Annotated in this window: 17 protein-coding genes and 1 pseudogene; 10 read left to right on the top strand and 8 right to left on the bottom strand. The window is 69.2% G+C overall.

Annotated features, from left to right (window positions below; genetic code table 11):
• The 4 genes from AB0D99_RS14375 to AB0D99_RS14390 all read left to right on the top strand — a co-directional run bounded on the left by AB0D99_RS14375 (position 1) and on the right by AB0D99_RS14390 (position 3467).
• Positions 1 to 1023: a glycosyltransferase gene (locus AB0D99_RS14375; RefSeq protein WP_362360367.1), complete on the top strand. Its 1023-nt coding sequence runs from the start codon at positions 1 to 3 to the stop codon at positions 1021 to 1023.
• Entirely contained in the window at positions 1017 to 2033 is a 1017-nt protein-coding gene (locus AB0D99_RS14380) for a hypothetical protein (RefSeq protein WP_362360370.1), read from the top strand. Before AB0D99_RS14375 ends, AB0D99_RS14380 begins: the two co-directional genes overlap by 7 nt.
• Before the next feature lie 384 nt (positions 2034 to 2417).
• Positions 2418 to 3110, top strand: a complete 693-nt coding sequence (locus tag AB0D99_RS14385; protein WP_362360373.1) for a restriction endonuclease — start codon at positions 2418 to 2420, stop codon at positions 3108 to 3110.
• Positions 3111 to 3254: 144 nt separating this feature from the next.
• Positions 3255 to 3467 (top strand): hypothetical protein, encoded by a 213-nt coding sequence (locus AB0D99_RS14390; protein WP_362360592.1) that lies wholly within the window; start codon positions 3255 to 3257, stop codon positions 3465 to 3467.
• 234 nt (positions 3468 to 3701) lie between these two features.
• On the opposite strand, the gene AB0D99_RS14395 is transcribed toward AB0D99_RS14390, so the two are convergent.
• The gene (locus AB0D99_RS14395; RefSeq protein ID WP_362360376.1) at positions 3702 to 4334 is read right to left on the bottom strand and encodes a DUF2461 family protein; all 633 of its coding nucleotides are present in this window, start codon (positions 4332 to 4334) and stop codon (positions 3702 to 3704) included.
• Positions 4335 to 4565: 231 nt separating this feature from the next.
• Positions 4566 to 5291, bottom strand: a complete 726-nt coding sequence (locus AB0D99_RS14400) for a hypothetical protein (RefSeq protein WP_362360379.1) — start codon at positions 5289 to 5291, stop codon at positions 4566 to 4568.
• Between the two features lie 323 nt (positions 5292 to 5614).
• Here AB0D99_RS14400 and AB0D99_RS14405 point away from each other — a divergent pair, with 323 nt between their 5' ends.
• The 3 genes from AB0D99_RS14405 (at position 5615) to AB0D99_RS14415 (ending at position 7198) form a co-directional block, all read left to right on the top strand.
• Complete coding sequence (locus AB0D99_RS14405) at positions 5615 to 5968, top strand: DUF317 domain-containing protein (RefSeq protein WP_362360382.1); 354 nt, start codon at positions 5615 to 5617, stop codon at positions 5966 to 5968.
• A 183-nt stretch (positions 5969 to 6151) separates the two neighbouring features.
• A complete protein-coding gene (locus tag AB0D99_RS14410) occupies positions 6152 to 6970 on the top strand; it encodes a DUF317 domain-containing protein (protein WP_362360385.1) in 819 nt (272 codons plus the stop codon).
• 63 nt (positions 6971 to 7033) lie between these two features.
• Positions 7034 to 7198, top strand: coding sequence for a hypothetical protein (locus tag AB0D99_RS14415; protein ID WP_362360388.1), 165 nt, complete (start codon positions 7034 to 7036; stop codon positions 7196 to 7198).
• A 123-nt stretch (positions 7199 to 7321) separates the two neighbouring features.
• Here AB0D99_RS14415 and AB0D99_RS14420 read toward each other — a convergent pair whose 3' ends face one another.
• The 6 genes and pseudogenes from AB0D99_RS14420 to AB0D99_RS14445 form a co-directional block, all read right to left on the bottom strand.
• Positions 7322 to 7666 carry a hypothetical protein gene (locus AB0D99_RS14420; protein ID WP_362360391.1) on the bottom strand — a complete coding sequence of 115 codons (345 nt, stop codon included), beginning with the start codon at positions 7664 to 7666 and terminating at the stop codon, positions 7322 to 7324.
• Positions 7667 to 7780: 114 nt separating this feature from the next.
• Entirely contained in the window at positions 7781 to 9496 is a 1716-nt protein-coding gene (locus AB0D99_RS14425) for a relaxase/mobilization nuclease domain-containing protein (protein ID WP_362360394.1), read from the bottom strand.
• On the bottom strand, positions 9493 to 9783 hold the full coding sequence (locus AB0D99_RS14430) for a mobilization protein (protein WP_362360397.1): 291 nt from the start codon (positions 9781 to 9783) through the stop codon (positions 9493 to 9495). The genes AB0D99_RS14425 and AB0D99_RS14430 overlap by 4 nt, the downstream gene beginning before the upstream one ends.
• 355 nt (positions 9784 to 10138) lie before the next feature.
• Positions 10139 to 10570, bottom strand: a complete 432-nt coding sequence (locus tag AB0D99_RS14435; protein WP_362360400.1) for a hypothetical protein — start codon at positions 10568 to 10570, stop codon at positions 10139 to 10141.
• A 52-nt stretch (positions 10571 to 10622) separates the two neighbouring features.
• A complete protein-coding gene (locus AB0D99_RS14440; protein WP_362360403.1) occupies positions 10623 to 11849 on the bottom strand; it encodes a hypothetical protein in 1227 nt (408 codons plus the stop codon).
• 352 nt (positions 11850 to 12201) lie between these two features.
• Positions 12202 to 13723, bottom strand: a pseudogene (locus tag AB0D99_RS14445) (DnaB-like helicase N-terminal domain-containing protein).
• Between the two features lie 278 nt (positions 13724 to 14001).
• Here AB0D99_RS14445 and AB0D99_RS14450 point away from each other — a divergent pair.
• The 3 genes from AB0D99_RS14450 (at position 14002) to AB0D99_RS14460 (ending at position 16771) form a co-directional block, all read left to right on the top strand.
• Positions 14002 to 14541 (top strand): helix-turn-helix transcriptional regulator, encoded by a 540-nt coding sequence (locus AB0D99_RS14450; RefSeq protein WP_362360406.1) that lies wholly within the window; start codon positions 14002 to 14004, stop codon positions 14539 to 14541.
• A gap of 170 nt (positions 14542 to 14711) precedes the next feature.
• On the top strand, positions 14712 to 15008 hold the full coding sequence (locus AB0D99_RS14455; RefSeq protein WP_362360409.1) for a helix-turn-helix domain-containing protein: 297 nt from the start codon (positions 14712 to 14714) through the stop codon (positions 15006 to 15008).
• Complete coding sequence (locus tag AB0D99_RS14460) at positions 15005 to 16771, top strand: tyrosine-type recombinase/integrase (protein WP_362360412.1); 1767 nt, start codon at positions 15005 to 15007, stop codon at positions 16769 to 16771. The genes AB0D99_RS14455 and AB0D99_RS14460 overlap by 4 nt, the downstream gene beginning before the upstream one ends.
• The last annotated feature ends 44 nt before the right edge of the window (positions 16772 to 16815 follow it).

Raw genomic sequence — 16815 nt, forward strand, 5'->3', positions numbered from 1 at the left:
GTGCTCGTCGGCGTCTGCGACTTCCCTGGTAGCTACGCCTTTCCGCCCGCCGGTTACGGCGGGATCGAACGATGGCTGTGGGCGGTCGCCGTAGGCGCCCGTGCCGCAGGCGCCGACGTACACCTCCTCGGGCCGGGCTGGCTCACGGACCTGGAACACGACTGGGTCCGCAAGCCGGTCCGCCTGGAGGACATCTCCACCGGATCGCTCGCCGAGCGCGAGCTGCGCGACACGGGGTACGACCTCCTGGTCGTCGGCCACGAGTACCCGTCGCTTCCCGCGTGGACGCGCACCTGGAATGAACTAGACTGCGACGTCGCCACCTTCCAGCACTCGCCCGTCTTCCAGCACACCGCCACCGCCTTTGACGGCCAGCGCTCCCGGCTGTACTGCTACTCGCCCGAGATGATCGAACGGTACGCGGACCACCAGCCGATCCCTGAGCTCGCCGTCCATCTCGGCCTCGACGAGGAGGAGCCGCCGGCCACTGCGGGCACCGATCTCGTCTGGCTCGGCCGGATCGACGTGGAGAAGGCGCCGCACATCGCCGTGCGGGCGGCCCAGATCCTTGGGCGCTGCATTCGGATCGTCGGCCCCGTCTTCGACGAGGCGTACGTGCGACGCCACGAACGGCTCTTCAGCGCCGACCACGTGAAGTGGATCGGCGAACTCGGCGGTCCCGCCAAGACCGCAGCGATCGCCGACGCCTCGGTCTTCGTTTACACGTACGCCCGGCCGTACGTGGAGGCCGGTGCCGCGGTGTTCGGAGAATCCCTCCGCGCCGGCACCCCCATGGCCGCCCTGACCTGGCGCGAAGGAACCTGCGCCCACGCCGCCCTGTGCGACGAGACGGGCGCGGTCGCGGTCGTCGACCCCAGGGAGGAGGACGAGACCGCGGCACGAAGGCTCGCCGACGCGATCGAACAGGCGGAAAGCCTCGACCACCAGAGCGTCCAGGCGATCGGAATGCAGCGCTTCGACCCGGCGCGCCACTTCCAGGCGATGTCGGCCCGATCGTGCTGACCCGCGCCGCCGGCACCGTCGGAGACGACCTGGCCCAGCGGATACCCGGCGTACTGAGCGCCGCGTTAGGCCCCCACTGGGAGTTCACGGCCGACGGCCCGCACATCGAGATCCTTCACCCGCACCGGGGCAGCCCCTACCAGCCGCCACGCAGATCACCCACGTGGAGGGAGATCCTCGACTCCTTGGAAGCCGGCTTCGCGCGGGACGGCGCCCCACGTGACGCCTGCCTCCCACTCCGGTGGGGCAGGGAGACCGAACTGACGATCTCCGCTATCCAGGCCCTGGACCCGGTCCTCAAGGACGGCCAACCCCGCACGTATCGAAGCGGATTCATCCCGCAGCCGGTCGTCCGCTTCACCGGCCAACGGGACGCGGAAGGCCAGTTGTTCGACGGCTTCCTGACCTCCTTCGTCAATGTCTCCCGAGTCCAACCCATAGGCGGCCTGGACGAATATGGCGCCATCCTCGACGGTTGGCTGACCGTCCTTTCCCAACTCGGCTTCCACGCACGGCACCTGAGCATCTACGGAACGCTCGCCCCGTGGCGCCGACGGCAGGTCGAAGGCATCACACTGCGCTTCCGCCACCTGGACCTCACCCTCGGCGACATCGTCCTCCTGTGGAACACGGATCACCCGGACCGGATGGCCGTTGACCTCGGCACTGGGCTGGAACGCCTGGCCTGGGCGCGTACCAGGGCGAGCTGGCACCCCCTGATCTTCGGGCGCTTCGCGCAGATGGCGACACCACCGACGCTGGATGCCATCCGTACCGCCACACTCCTGCTCGGCCACGGGATCGCCCCCGCAGCCCAGGGTGCCGGCGGAATCACACGGCGCGTCATAGGCGCCATCGATCCCGAAGCCACCCGCCTCGGCGTCAGCGCCATGGTTCGAGCCGCCTACGACTACTGGTCGCTCTTCGGTGCCTTGCGCGCTCCGTGGCCGGAGATCGCTCGCGTCATCGAGGAAGAGGGGAAGGCGACGCGCTCGGCCCTGGCGGCATAGCAGTTGTGTGCATTGCTCGTTCTCGCCCCAAGCCTCGAAACGGCTGAAGCTGGTAGGTCGAGCCCGTAAACGAGCAGGTCGAACGAAGAGCGACGGATGGCGTGCGGGGTTCTTCTGACCGAAAACCCATCACTCCTGGTGATCGACTTCTTACATGCTGTCGGTGGTGCGTGCTGTCATACGACCGGCGCGGGGATGCACCAACGGTCTTGGACAGAGGGGGAATTCCTTCATGGCGGTTCAGCTTGCGGACTACGTTTTTTGGGGTGACGTCCCGGTGTGGGCGCAGACACGGTGGCATGTGGGATCAGCTGCGGTAGGCGGTGCCCCGTGCACGGCGCACCTGTCCACTTCCTCCGCCCCGGCGCAGCTGGGTGGGACTCGATGAGCCGCCGCCCGATACGGCGCTCTGCCCGACGCCGACCGGTTCGCCGATCCAAGAAGCAGGACGAGCAGGTCGCCCTGGTCGTGGGTGTGGTCGTGGCGGTCGGCCTACTCGCCGCCGTCGTGCAGTGGCTGCTCACGCACTGGTGGGTCCTCGTCATCGTCGCCGTGGCCGCCTCGGCTGCGGGTGGCCTCTGGTACCAGAAGGCGCAGCAGCGGGCAGTTTGGGCTCGCGTACGCGCCCAAGCCTTGCGGCTGCGGATTGCCGAGCTCGATGCACTGGATCACCGTGCATTCGAGTTCGCTGTACGGGACCTGATGCGCCGCGACGGCTGCAAGGCCGAGCAGCTCGGAGGTGCTGGCGACGACGCTTGCGATGTACGCGCCGTCGACCCCGCCGGTCGCGTCTGGGCGATCCAGTGCAAGCACCGCCGGGATGGGGACCGCGGTTCCGCCGTCGGCGTTGGGGTGCTGCAGCAGGTCAACGGCACCGCACGGCAGATCCACGGGGCGGACGTCGCGGTCGTCCTCACTAACGGCCGCTTCTCCTCCAAAGCGATCCCTTGGGGTAAGCAGCACCGAATCCACCTCGTCGACCGCCGTGTGCTCGGCGAGTGGGCCGCAGGATCCCGCCCCTTGTGGGACCTGCTCGACCGCATCCCGCCGCCACGCCGGCCGACTGCCCTGTCCTGACGTGACAGGTGCCTGGCAAATCCAGCCCAAGACCAGCGCTTTGTTGCCAACCGCTGGTGACCGAACCATTTCACCGCCCAGTTCGGACTATGCAGGAAGGCTGGGATGTCCGTTGTCTTGCCTGACAGGAGGGCTGGCAGGGTGATTCTGACCATCAACGTGGCGGTCCTTCTGGCTGTCGTCATCGTCCTGCGACTACGCCGACGCACACAGGCCCGAAGCCGGTTGGACGAGAAGCTGACCGTGATCGTGGTGCTGGTGTTCGGCGTGCTGATCGCTCCGACCAGCTTCGGGCAGGGCGTCCTGAACATCGTGGGCCAACTCGCACGGAGCGTCACGCAGTCCGGCAGTCCGTGAGCCTCTCGGCCCGTGGGGTCTGAATCGTGCTTCGTGTCGTACCACCCTCGTGAGCCTCCAGCTTGGGGAGCTGTAGGGGCTCGCGCTTCGCTGCATACACCGAGGCTGTGACCTGCGACTTCTCGTGGTGCCTCACGCTGCTTCATCTGCGGTTGTCTCGGCTCGCGGTGCATCCCCGCCAGGTTTGGCGACACGGGTGTGGATCCTCCAGTGCCGCGCGGCACCCTCGTGACGTCAGGCGGCGCGCTTCACGTGGCGGACCAGCCACATCAGCAGGGCGTCCAGGTCGGCGGCGGCCGAGAGGACCCGGTCGACTGTCTCGGGGGTGTGCAGCCACTCCTCGCAGCCGAGGGGACGGGCGGCGATCAGTGAACGGTGGCGCAGCAGGTTCGTACGGGAGTGGTCCGTGGGATAGCCGCGCGGGGGGCGTTTCATCACGTCCCCGGAGATGTCGTAGCCCTTCTTCCGCACGTCCTCGACGATGGCGGACAGTTCGCGGCCGCTCCCCTCGGAGGCCACGGCTTTGCGGAACATGTCCACCTGGCCGGGATCGGGGTACCACCAGGCGCCCTGGATCCGCAGGCCGTCCAGAGAGAACCGGAGACCGATCTCGATCTTGCGGCCGAGCCGGATCACCGCGCTCTGGTGCTGCCACCACCAGGAGTCGGTGCGGTAGTGCCAGACGGAGAAGTCCTCGTATCGGGGGTCGGTGTCCGCGACCTCGTTGAGCAAGGCGATCATCGGCTGCCGGATCAGGCGTTCGCGATCCGTGCGATAGCGCTCGCGGATCGCGTGGGTCGGTTCGCCCTGGAGCTGCCACAACACGTCCATGGCCTGCTCCGGCCAGCCGGTGAACTGTCCGCGCATGCGGGCAGGTTAGCTCACGCATGGTCCCCGCGCGGAGCGTGAGGCGGATAGGGAGGCGTGACCCTAGACAAGGTGGGAGGTGCTGCGGCTGTCCTGGCACGTTGCGTCTGTCAGATGGCGAGCCCTTGACCTGCTGGGGTGCCAGGTAGTTTGCAATTGCTGGGGGTCGGTGTTCTCAGTCGACCTGGCTTTTGCGGAAGTCTCGTTCGCGATAGAGGCAGAATCAGGCACTCAGGGCTGCAGAGCGTCTCGGGCGTTCTCGTACATCCAGGTGGTTCCTGCGCGGCTGAAGAAGCAGTCGGCGAACTTCAGGGCGCTGTTCCATGCCCAGCTGGCGCAGCCGTGGCCGAGGGACTTTTCCGGGAAGTAGGGGTTCATGGAGTCGGCGTAGAAGGGGTTCGGCGTGAACTTCCGCTCCATGAGCCCAACCACCAAGTTGTGCTGGTCAGTACTCCGCCGCTCATCGCTGTGCTCGGGGCGCCACTGAGGTTTGTAGTGAACCAGCTCGTTGCGCAGCCTCATGAGCAGGGCTGCTTCGCTGAAGGGACGGGCGCCACGGTCGAATTGCTCCCGCCCGAGCAACTGCAGCACCTTCTGGTATCGCTCAAGCGTTTTGGACTCCTTCCAGAGGTCCCTGCTAGCGGCCGTGATCTGCTGCCGTTCGTACAGCTCCAGTCCTGTCCGGGCTTCGGCGCCTTCGACGTGCGCGAGATCGTCTCTTGAGGCCGTGAGGATGAACTCGTTGATGCATGCCTCGATGAAGGCTCCGGACGCGAGCACGGAAGATGTCGCGTAGGAGCGGTGGTCCGACCTGGTGCCGATGGGCGCGGTGTCTTCCGCACCGGAGCTCGGTGCCAGGGCTTCCAGTTCGCCGCACTTGCGGGAGAAAGAGCTCGCGGCGCGGGCATGGTCCAAGGAGAAGTAGTGCCAGACCCAGATCGGTACGCTGTTGTCCACGAGGCCAAGCGTAGACACGACGCGTGCGGATTCCGCCGTTCAGCAATGCCGCAGCGAGAATACGACACCGCGAATGAGAATGAGTGAGAATCCGACAGCTTCAATGCGACAGGACAGCGGCGGTTCGTCGGCGAGTCGAGAGTGCAGTCGATACGAAGCGGGCGGTGAGATTGTGCAGTCGAACTTGAGATCCCACAGGAGTGGCTGCACCGTAGTTCGCCGGAGGCAGACAGCGAAGATCCACGAATGAGTGGCCAACGCGAGCAAGGAATGTCAACGTAGACGACCTTCTGTAAACGCCCAGGTCATGGAGGTGATTGCCTGTGACTGCGACGCCCCCGAGTCCCGGATTCTCGACCAGCGTCGGAGCCCTGCGCTTGCGTGAGTGGCAGCTCGGCCCGGGCCAGCCAGCGCTTGTGATGGATCAGTTCTCCGCCCACGATTTCAACCTGGTCGTGGACGACCGCGCGGACGTGCACGTCAACTCGAAGGACGGCCGCTTCTATCTCGGATGGTTCCCGCTTGGCCACCCTGGCACCGAGGGGGAGGGATGGAAGATCGCCGTAACTGGCACAGCCAAAGTACGCGGCTACCAGATTTCATTCGGCGCCGAAACGCCGGCCGATATTGTCGCCGTCGCCGTAGCACGCGTGCTGGATACCGCCCGGCGGGCGTGACGCCAGACGCTCGAGTCTGAAATCCCCGGTCGGCCCGTCGCCTGTGTCGACGTTCGGGCCACGGACACTCAGGCCGGCCATCTGCCATCCAAGGTCGCCGCAAGGTTGCCTGGCAGGTCTTCCGTCCATGACGCCGCCGCGCACACCGCCGCATCGCCGGCGGCAAGTAGAACCCACGAGCCCTTGGAGGCGCCCCTGTATCCCGACTTCCCGTTTGGCCCCACTCCGGCTGGCGTCCAGTCCGCGTACTGGGTAGGTCCCCGGCACCTGGCCGGTGACGACGTACGCCTGTACGACACCGTCGCCGACACACTCACCGAGCTGGGCTGGACGAGCCTGGCGATCGTCCGCGGGCGACGGGTGCCGGACGAGGCGCCGGAGGACCGTCAGGTCCTGCGCAGCACCGTCCTGCACATTAGCCCCGACACTCTCCGCTGGGCCCAATGGGTCCTGCCGGATGAGCCGTTTCACCTGGGGGGTCTGCCGATCGCCTGGCAGGTCTCCGCTCGTACGGACGTGAGCAGCCCGCTCGCCCAGTGGTCTGCCTACTTCACCCCCGATGTCCCCGGGGAGGTCCTCGCCGACTTCCTCGTCGCACTCGACGCCCGCGATAAGCCCGCCGTTTCACTCGGCGGCCCCGAGCTGATCCTCGACGCCGTTACGGCGCACGGTTGGCTCCGGGACATCGACGCGTCCGGCGCGGGCGCGGTGGACCCGACCTTCGCCTCCCACGTCCACCTCGGCGAGGTGCCGCCCCTCATTCAGGACGCCGACCCGCTCGCCCTGGTGGCCGAGCCTGACGAGGCGGTCCTGGCTGGGTGGCAGGCATGGGCCGAGCCGGTGCCTGGCGCAGGCTATCTGTGGGCCGCTTCGTTCGGCGCCAGCGTGCCGCACGACCTCGTCGCTGCGTTCGCCGATTCCTTGAGTTCTACGGCCCCGGTCCTGCGCCGGGTGCTGCCCGAGAGCACTCAGGAACGGCTTCTGCGGGCTCCAGCCGGCTGACGGCGGGCTGTTCTCTTGCCGATGCAACAAGCCCGGCCCACCTCGAATAAAGGAGGGCCGGGCTTGTTGCATGCGTCCACGACCGGTCGCGCCGCCTCCCGGAAGCCGGGTCAGCGTTCTGAAGTTGTAGCCGACCTGCCCGAGGCGTCGGCGGGCGGCGAACAGCTCTGCGACCAGCTCACGGTCGTCGGCGATGGCGGCGGCTGGGACAGTGGTCTCGCGGTCTGACTTGAGCGGGGCCGTCCGGTCGGACGACGGGGTGCGGCCGGTGGTGGGGAGCACTCCCGACCACCGGCCGCCGGTTCTTGAGCTGGTGCCGTGCCTGTGTGCTCAGTCCTTGTGAGGGCGGAACTAGTGTGCGCCCGCAGCGACAATGGTCTCCAACCGGCCGTACTCGAGCATGTCCTCGTGGGTCATGAAGGGGATCAGGACCTTGCGGTGCGGGATGACGTACTTGAACAGCAGCTCGGTCAGCTTCAGTACGGCTGCATCTGCTTCGGCCTCGGACTCGGGGTTGTGAACGTGGGCGCCAGCGGCCTGGAGTTCTTCGATGGTTGCGCCACGGGCGATGGCCTGCTCCTCCTCAGTGAACAGGCGCCCATCGAGATGGCGGAAGACCAGGGAATCCGCCGGACCCTTGAAGTCCATGTCGAAAAGCAGCGCCATGACGTGGGGACGAGGGGTGGAGTCGGGCATAGAGGTTCTCCTCAAGAGGGACGAGACGAATACCGATGCGTCTATGGTCCGGAGAACCGCCGGTTGGGCTAACCGGCGATCGTCGGATATGTTCACCGGCTCGGGTTTTGCGGCTCAGCGTCGGCGCGGGGAGTTCTTCGCGGGCCTGGTTCCGATGTGGGCGGGGTGTCCTGGCGTGGAGACGGCGAGGGCGCCGCTGGCTCGCCGGCTCTGGGAGTTCTGGGGATCGGCGGGAAGGTCGGCCATTCGCCGCAGCCGCCATACGAGCACGTCGCTCATGTGTTCCGCCGTGTCCAGCTCCCGCCGGGCGGCTGCCCGGGCGAGCAGGGTGGAGGGGTCGTGACCGGCGGTTCGGGCTTCGTCGAGGGTGGCTGCGAGGGCGGGCCAGCTGGGTTCGGCGAGGATCTGGTCGGCCAGTTCGGGCAGGGCTTGGCGTACGACGGCGGAGTGGTGGCGTTGCCAGGATGGGGCCAGGCGGGCGCCTCGCTGGTGGAGCATGGCCATGGGGTGCTTGGCGGCGGCCTGGTAGGCCACGCGCAGGTGCTCGGCTGCTCGCTCTGCGGCCTCGGCCTGCTGAGCGTGCTGCTTCTTGGCGTGCCAGTGCGCGGCTGCGACGGCGAGGAAGATCAGCATGTCGAGCGCCATGGCCGTGGTGGCGCCGTCCTCGCCTCGGCCGAGGGCCGGGCCGCTGTGGACGAGGTCGCGGGCGGCTTGGCGCAGGGCACGGTCGTGGCCGCGTGCGGCGCGGATGTGGGAGCGGGAAGCACGTTCGAACGCGGTGGCTGCTGCCTGTAGTTCGTGGCGGGTGTGGGAGGCGGAGGTCTGGGCGAGGGCGTCGAGGACTTCGCCGGTGGCGGCGATCTGCGCGGCGATGACGTTGTCGTCGCCGTGGTCGATGACGAGCAGTGCCTGCCAGGCGGCGGTGCCGGCGCGTCGGCGTGCGGACGCGGGCCCGGTCACCGACGGCTGGGCCGACTGCTGCGTGGCGTCGTCCGATGTCTGGGTCCAGCGTTCGCGGATGCGGGGCAGGGAGAGGTCTGGGGCGAGTTTGGAGCCGGAGTAGAGGACGGGCTCGCCCTTGGCGTTGCGGTCGTCGGGCAGGGCGACCGTGTAGCCGAGGGTGTCGCCCGATGGTGCGATGCGGCGCCGGATGAGTAGGCCGGCCGCGGCGAGGCGGTCGAAGAACTCCTCCTCGCTCGCCGCGCCGGCCACCGAGCGGCGAACGGTCTCGCGCAGTTCCTCGCGCGAGGTGCGCTGCCGGCCACGGCGGTCGGCTTTGTGGCGTTCGGCGCTGGTGGGCCGCTTGGCGGCCGTGCCGTCGCCGGCCTTCACACGGTGCAGGTCGTAGTCGGCTTCGATGCGGCGGCATTCGGCCTGGGCGCGTTTGGCGGAGCGGTGGTGGTCGGGGCGGCGGCCGTCTTCGCGGACAAGGGTGGCGATGAGGTGGATGTGGTCGTCGGCGTGGCGGACGGCTGCCCAGCGGCAGCCTGCGCCGTCGCCGGGGTCGATGCCGGTGGCGGCGATGACGCGGCGGGCGATGTCGGCCCACGCGGCGTCGGTGAGGGTGCGGTCGCCGGGGGCGGCGCGGACGGAGGCGTGCCACACGTGTGTAGCGGGGCGTGTGTCGTCGTCGAGGAGGTGCAGGGGTTCGTCCAGGAGCCGGGCGAGGTCGGCGAGGGTGGCGTTCGGGTCGCGGCCGGGGTCGGGGGCGAGGCCGTCGAACGAGGCGACGAGGTGGGGGTCGGTGTGTTCCTCGCGGCGGCCGGGGCCGTAGAGGTAGGCGAGGAGGCGGGCGGTGTCGCGGCCCTGCTTGTGGATGGAGGGGATCAAGCGGCGGTGCCTTCGGTGTTCGGGTCGGTGAGGCGGGCGGTGATGTGGCGGACGTCGTCGACGGCACGTTTGACGGCGGCGATGGTGTCCTCCAGGCCGTCGGGGTAGGCGCCGCTGTTGAGCGCGTGGGCGGCCTGGTTGAGGTTGTTGTTCGCGTACCCGAGCTGGCGCCGGAGCGCGAAGAGGGCGGTCAGGGTGTCCTGACGGGTGGCGATGATGGCTGCGGTGCGGTCGAGATCGCGGGCGGCGGCAAGGGCGCTGTGGGCGAGGAAGCCGGCGATGCTCATGCCGACCGCTTCGGCGCCGGCGGCGATGACGTCGAACTCGGGTTCACTCAGGCGGACGCTGTGCGCGGGACGCTGCTTGGGCGCGCGGATACGGGCTTTGCCCCTGCGCCTGCCAGACTGCGATCCGCCCCCGGTCGCAGCCCCTGCCTCCCGTGTCCCCTGGCGCGGGAGGCTGCCCGCCACCCCCGGGGCGGGCACTGGTTCAGACGCACCCCCAGCGGGGGAGTGTCCGAACCTCCAACTTGCTGCGCGTGTGACAGGTGTGGCGATCGTCTGCTCCTGGGACGGGGGGAGTTCGGGGCGCTGGTCGTGCACTACGGGATGTCCTTGTGTCGGGGTTACAGGGTCGGTGGGTTCAGGCGGAGCGCGGTTGCGTGTGGGGCTTGGTGAACTGCTGGGCGGCGAGGTCGAGCAGCTTCACCTGACGGCGCTCCGGGAGGCGGGCGGCGGTGGCCAGGACGCCGTCGATGCGCGGATCGAGGGTGCTGACGGCGTCCAGCCCGGCGGCGCGGGCGACAACCAGGCGCAGCTCGGCCTCGAGCCAGGCCCAGTGCTCGACGGCGGGCACCGGGATCCCGTCACCGGTGCCCCTGAGACGGCTCAGGTAGTCGCCGCCGGCGGAGAGGATGTCGGGCAGCGGGATGTCGTCGCTGGCCATCCATCGGCCCTGGTCCAGCAGGGTGAGGATGGCGCAACGCAGCACGCTCATCTCGTCGTGCTCCGGAGCGGTGCAGATCGGGTAGGCGTCGTAGTTGCAGGTACAGGCGGACGAGGTCGAACGGGGCATGGCAGAAGGGCCTTTCAGCGACGGGTAGTTATTGGGGGTGAGGGAGCAGAGTTCAGTGGGGGTGGCCTGGGCGGGCGGAGTCCTGGTGCTCGGCCTTGACCGCGTTGACGACGCTCTGGGCAAGGTCGGTGCCGACTTGGTGGCCGTCGGCGCGAACGGCTGCCTTGAGGACGTCGCGCGAGAGGCGGCCCGTCTCGCGGTAGATGCTCTCCGCGTACGCGATGAGGGCATCCCGCGGCAGGTCGGGCTTGCGACCCGGGCGCCTCGGGCCCGACTCCTTGCCCGGATCGGCACCGGCATCCGTGCCCGTATTCGCCTCCGCGCCTTGCTCAGTAGCGGATTGAGGGCGGGCGGTGGTTTCCGGGCGGTCCGACGGATGAGCGTCTTCATCGCCCGGATTCGGTACGGTCTTCGGGCGATCGGGCCTTGCCCGCTTCGCTGTGGCAGTGCGGGGCTGGCTGACTGGGTCGCCGGGCGTCTTCCACCGGTCGGGCAGCGGGAGCGAGGCCAGTTGGGTGGCCTGCCGTCGGGTCCCGAGCTTGCGCAGCAGCAGCTCGTCCTGGTGAGGATCGCCATCGACGTCGGCCCTCTCCAGTGCTTCGTGCAGCCGCCGCGTTGAGCGCCGGCCGCGCCCCTTGTTTCGCTTGTTCTCGGGCATCGCTTCGATCCGGAGGATCAACGTGACGGCCTGGCTCAGGGCGCGCTCGCGGATGAGCCGTGCGGCATCGGCGTCCTGGTCGTGGATGCCCAGGCGTGCCAGGAGCCTCTCGCGTGCCTGCCGACCGAGGATCGCGAGAAGGCTGCGGGAGGCGGCCTCGGGGGTGTGGTTGCGTAGCTCGATGCCCATGGCCAGGTGCCAGAGGACTGCTGCCATGACCGGGCCGATCAGGGCGCGGACCGTGCCTCCGATGGGGCCGGACTCGGCGTAGGCGGGGATGATCTGGGCTCCGGTGATCACCCACACCAGGACGCCAGGCGGGCCCGGCGCCTGCTTGGGGCCCTTCAGGTTCTGGCGCGCCATCAAGGCCATGGCGAACAAGGCCAGCTCGGCGGTGGCGAACATGAAGGCGCGCTCGACGGTGCTGCCCATGTCCAGGTAGTCGGCGGCGAACCGCCAGCTGGTGTCCGCGCTGTAGGCGGTACAGCCGAGTGCGGCCATGGCGGCGACGCGCACGGCGATGGTCGCGCGCCACCGGTTGGCGCCGGACGGCTGCCGACGCTGCTGCCGCATCAGCCAGGCAGCGAACAGGGCGAGCAGCACGAGCAATGCGAGCAGCACCCATGTCAGTGCGGGGGAGGTGGCCCAGTCAGGCAGGATCGCGGTGGTGCCGCATACAGCGGCGAGGGATATCGGGGCAGGGGAGGGCAAGCCGTTCTCTCCAGGGGCATGGTGTGGGGCTTGTGGGGTGGTAGTGAGGGACGTTCACGGAGGGGGGCGTACACGCGGGCCCCCTTCTAAAGGGGGCCCCGCGCGTGATCGCTTGGGTGCGTGTACGGCGTGGACGGTCGCGTGATCGCTCTACCTGCGGTTTTTCGGTGAGCGTGTGCGCTGTGAGCGGTTCACGGCGGTGTGCTGGCGCGGGGGCCGCGTGTACGGTCGCGTGAACGCTTTCAGGGAGTCGGTGCGGGGCTCAGCCGACGGCGGTGAGGTGGCGGGCGGAGGCGTAGTAGCGGGCCTGCTGGCCGCCTCCGGCCCCTCCGGCGATGCCGTCGGCCTTGGTGGCCAGGCCGGCTGTCGACGAGGCGGCCGAGGTGGCGTCGCGCCTTCTCAACGTCGGCGCGTTCGGGGTCGCCCCCGCCGATGAGGACGGTCGCCAGGTCGCGTGCGGTCAGCCCGTTGGGGGCGTTGCGCAGCAGGACGGCGGGGTCCTTGGTGGGGTCGACGGTGGTGGTGCCGCGCTGGTGGTCGTGCGTGACGTCCAGGGGGCCGACTTCCCCGGTGGGGGTCTTGAGGTGGTGCAGGGTGACCGCGGGGTCGCCTGCCCGGCCCGTGACGAACAGGACGCTGCCCGCGCCGGCGGTGATCCAGGTGGAGCCGTAGACCTGGTCCAGGCTGGGGCGCTGGCCGCGGGGCGCGTCGGCGGTGGCCTTGCGCTGGTGGTGCAGCTCCATGATCTCCACGCCGTTGCGAAGGGCGCGCATGCGGGCGTTGTGGAAGGCGACCGCGAGGCTGTCGTCGACCATCGTGCTGACCGCGTCCTTGAGGCTGTCGATCACGATGGTGTCGGCCTGGTGGGCGGCGGCGAGGTCGGCGAGGAGGTCGGGTTCCTTGTCGAGGGTGGCGGGCAGCGGGCCCTCCCAGACCACGAGCCGCTCGCGCAGGATCTTCTCGTCGGTGGGGAAGACGCGGCGGGCCATGGCCTTGGCGATCTGCTTGGGGCGGTCCATGGCCAGGTAGAGCACCCGCCTGCTGGGGGCGACGGGCATCTCCAGGGCGGTCTGATGCAGGCCGATGCGGGCGAAGATCACCTGGTGGGCCAGGGTGGTCTTGCCGACGCCCGGAGCGCCGACGATCATCAGGCTCTCGCCGGGGGCCCAGATGGTCTTCTCACGCGTGCCCCACAGAGGCTCGGCGTCCGCGCCGCTCTCTTTGACGAACGACCAGCCGTCGGTGGCGAAGCGGGAGAGCCGCCCCTGTCCTGAGGCGAGTGCGCGTTCGCGTTCGGCGCGTACCTCCGCTTCGACCTCGCTGCGGATCGCCTCGGGATCCGCGCCGGGCTCTTGGGCCCGCTGGAGGGTGCGTACGGCGGAGGTCACCAGGCGGCGCAGGTCGGCCTTCTCGCGGACGATCTCCGCGTGGTGCGTTGCGCTGCCGGTGCCGTAGGGCGCGTTGGCGAGCTGGAACACGTAGGCGTGACCGCCGACCCGTTGCAGGTCCCCTTGCTGCTGGAGCAGCTCGGTGAGGACGATCGGGTCGGTCGGCTTGTCCTCGCGGTGCTGGGCGAGGAGCGCGCGCCAGATGGTCTCGTGCGCGGGCCGGTAGAAGGCGTCGTCTCCCAGGATGGGTCGGACCGCGTCGATGATGTCGGCTTGGTGCATGCAGGCACCGAGGACCGCGCACTCGGCGTCCACGTTGAACGGGGGCTCCATCGGCGTGGGGCCCTCGTCGAAGCGGGATGGCGTCTGGGGCGGCAGGGTCGTACCCTGAGGCATAGAGCTCCTCACCCGGCAGGCCATTACGGGGCGGCAACCCCGGCCTCCGGTTTCGATCGTTCAGGGATGGATGGTTGTGCGGTGGAGCCTCTACTTCGGCCCCGGTGTTCGTAGCACCGGGGCCGCTTGCGTGTGCGGATCCGTCCACCGCTGTACGGCGGACTACGACCATAGCCGAGATTTTCGGCAGCGCAACGCCTTGCATTTCACTCCGCAATGATGTTTAGTTGTGGACGCTGGCCCCAGTGGACCCGGTTGTCGCGTGAAGGGAGGTGCGCATGAGCGGTGAGGAAGGTGCGGAGCGCGCCGGCCCCGGTCGTCCGATGCTGGAGGAGCACGTTGCCGCACGCATCAAGCTGGAGCGCGAGGTCCGCGGTTGGAGCACGGTGAAGCTCGCCGAGGAGATGGCCGCCGCCGGCCATCCGATCAACCAGTCGGCGATCTGGCGCATCGAGAGTGGCAAGCCCCGTCGCAGGGTCAACCTCGACGAGGCGCTCGGCTTCTGCAAGGTCTTCGACATCACCATGCAGGACCTGACGGGGCCGCCAGGAGAGCTGGCCACGCCCCGCATTCGCGAGCTTGCCCGTGAGTACGTGCAGATGACGCGGGAGTACCGCCAACTGCGAGCGGCGATCGACCGGAACCAGATGCACCTGCACGAGATCGACATGGAACTCAACGCCTACGGGGACAAGGGACCCGAGCAGAGAGGACAGGTCGACGAACTCCTCCGGCTCGAAGAACGGGCCCTGCAGAGGAGCCTGCACCCATCCCGGGCACACCTGCGAAACCAGGGGCAGCCACCCACCGGCGAATAGTCGGCCGCTGCCCCTTTCACGGCGCTACGAACGCCGAGAACCCCCACGCACGGTGACATCAGTCGCCGACGATCATCCACCGACCCATCCATCCCTGAACGACGCCACCGGCCAGGCCGACGGGAGTTGCCGCTCCCGCGACGCCGCGATGCCGGCGGGAGGAGTACCCCATGCCGCAGCCCGCGCTGCCCATTTCCCAGATAGCCCACCTCCTGGACGTCCCCGAAGACGCCCTGCGCACCTTGATGGTCGAGCGGCGATCCGCCGGCGACACGACCCTGGTCGCCCTCACCGTTGCCGAGGCAGCTCGCCGGATCGGCATTGGACGCACCAAGCTGTACGAGTACGTCTCCTCCGGCGAGATCGCCTCGGTCAAGATCGGCAGCTTGCGGCGCATCCCAGCGGAGGCGGTGAACGACTTCCTGGCCCGCCGTCTGTCGGCGACCGACTTCGGGGCCGCCGCGTGACGCGAGCCTCCGTACCGAAGCCCCGCCAGCCCAACGGCGCCTCGTCCATCTACCTCGGCAAGGACGGCCGCTGGCACGGCCGCGTCACCGTCGGCGTCAAGGACGACGGCACCCCGGACCGGCGCCACGTCGGCCGCAAGACCCGCGCCGAGGTCACCAAGCTCGTACGCGAGCTGGAACGGCAGCGCGACAACGGTGCCGTCCGCAAGGCCGGCCAGTCGTGGACCGTGAAGACGTGGCTCACCCACTGGGTCGAGAACATCGCCGCGTCGCACGTCTCGGAGAACACGATCGACGGCTATCGGGTGGCGGTCTACCACCACCTCATCCCCGGCCTCGGCGCCCACCGCCTGGAGAAGCTCGACCCCGAGCACCTGGAGCGCTTCTACAAGAAGATGCAGGACAACGGCAGCGCCGCCGGCACCGCCCACCAGGCCCACCGCACGATCCGCACGGCGCTGAACGAGGCAGTGCGCCGCAAGCACCTCACCGCGAACCCGGCCTCCATCGCCAAGGCCCCCAAGGTCGAAGAGGAGGAGGTCGAGCCGTACACGGTCGAAGAGGTCCAGCACCTGCTCGCCGAAGCCGCCAAGCACCGCAACACCGCCCGCTGGGTCATCGCGCTCGCCCTCGGCCTGCGCCAGGGCGAGGTGCTCGGCATGCAGTGGGCCGACGTCGACTTCGAGCTCGGAGTCATCCGCGTACGCCGTGGCCGGCTGCGGCCCCGCTACAAGCACGGCTGCGGCGACCGCTGCGGTCGCAAGCCGGGCTTCTGTCCCCAGAAGATCAACACCCGGCGCGAGACGAAGAACGCCAAGTCCCGCGCCGGCCAGCGACCCATCGGCGCCCCGGACGAACTCCTCCAGCTCCTGCGCCAGCACAAGGAGGAGCAGGCCCGCGAGCGAGCCCGGGCTCGTGACCTGTGGACGGAGAAGGGGTACGTGTTCACCTCGCCGACCGGCGAGCCCTTGAATCCGAACACGGACTACCACAAGTGGAAGGAGCTGCTGAAGGCCGCCGGCGTCCGCGATGCCCGTCTCCACGACGCCCGGCACACAGCAGCGACGGTCCTTCTCATCCTTGGCGTCTCCGACGCGGTCGTCGACGCCATCATGGGCTGGGAGCCCGGCAAGTCCGCCCGGATGCGCCGCCGCTACCAGCACCTGACCAGCCGCGTCCTCAAGGACACCGCCGCCAAAGTCGGCGGCCTCCTGTGGGGCACGGACCAGGCTGCGGAAAGTGCCGCGCCGGACGCCGGCCAGAGCCCCGTCCCCGCCGACCTGGTGGTCCACGTCGCCCGCCTCGGCGAACGATGTGTGCCCTTCCTCCACCGCGAGCACGCCGACGAGGTCGTCGCACGGTGGAGCGAGGACTGGCCCGACCACACCGCCGAGGTCGAGGAATGGGACCGCTGGCGCTGGGAACACCAGGGCCCCGACGGCGCGAGTGCCATCCGCGACCGCGTGCCCAATCGGGCCGTGGTCTTTCGCGCCCGAGCCCTGTTCCTTCCCGGCGGCGAGCGCGCGGCGACCGGGGTCCCGGAGCAGTGGTCCGTGCCGGCCTGGGAGTTCGAGACCGACCGCTACACCGACCGCACCGCGGCCTGGCGTACGGCCCGACGACCCGGCACGGGCCAGGAGGTCGAGGCTCAGGTGCGAGGCACGGACAAGGACGCCGTGGAGGCGGCCTTCGTCGAGGCTTGTGCACAGGCTGTGGACCGTGCCCGGAACCCAGGGAAGTACGGCGACACGGACGAGTGGTAGTGCCTGGAGCACTACCTACCAGGGGAGAACCGCACTGGATCACC

The organism is Streptomyces sp. NPDC047971, from assembly GCF_040653355.1.
Lineage (GTDB): Bacteria > Actinomycetota > Actinomycetes > Streptomycetales > Streptomycetaceae > Streptomyces.

Bases quoted from the DNA above. Each gene is read 5' to 3' on its own strand.
- AB0D99_RS14385 (WP_362360373.1), top strand. From the start codon at position 2,418: ATGAGCCGCCGCCCGATACGGCGCTCTGCCCGACGCCGACCGGTTCGC.
- AB0D99_RS14395 (WP_362360376.1), bottom strand. From the start codon at position 4,334: ATGCGCGGACAGTTCACCGGCTGGCCGGAGCAGGCCATGGACGTGTTG.
- AB0D99_RS14420 (WP_362360391.1), bottom strand. From the start codon at position 7,666: ATGCCCGACTCCACCCCTCGTCCCCACGTCATGGCGCTGCTTTTCGAC.
- AB0D99_RS14430 (WP_362360397.1), bottom strand. From the start codon at position 9,783: ATGAGCATCGCCGGCTTCCTCGCCCACAGCGCCCTTGCCGCCGCCCGC.
- AB0D99_RS14435 (WP_362360400.1), bottom strand. From the start codon at position 10,570: ATGCCCCGTTCGACCTCGTCCGCCTGTACCTGCAACTACGACGCCTAC.
- AB0D99_RS14450 (WP_362360406.1), top strand. From the start codon at position 14,002: ATGAGCGGTGAGGAAGGTGCGGAGCGCGCCGGCCCCGGTCGTCCGATG.
- AB0D99_RS14455 (WP_362360409.1), top strand. From the start codon at position 14,712: ATGCCGCAGCCCGCGCTGCCCATTTCCCAGATAGCCCACCTCCTGGAC.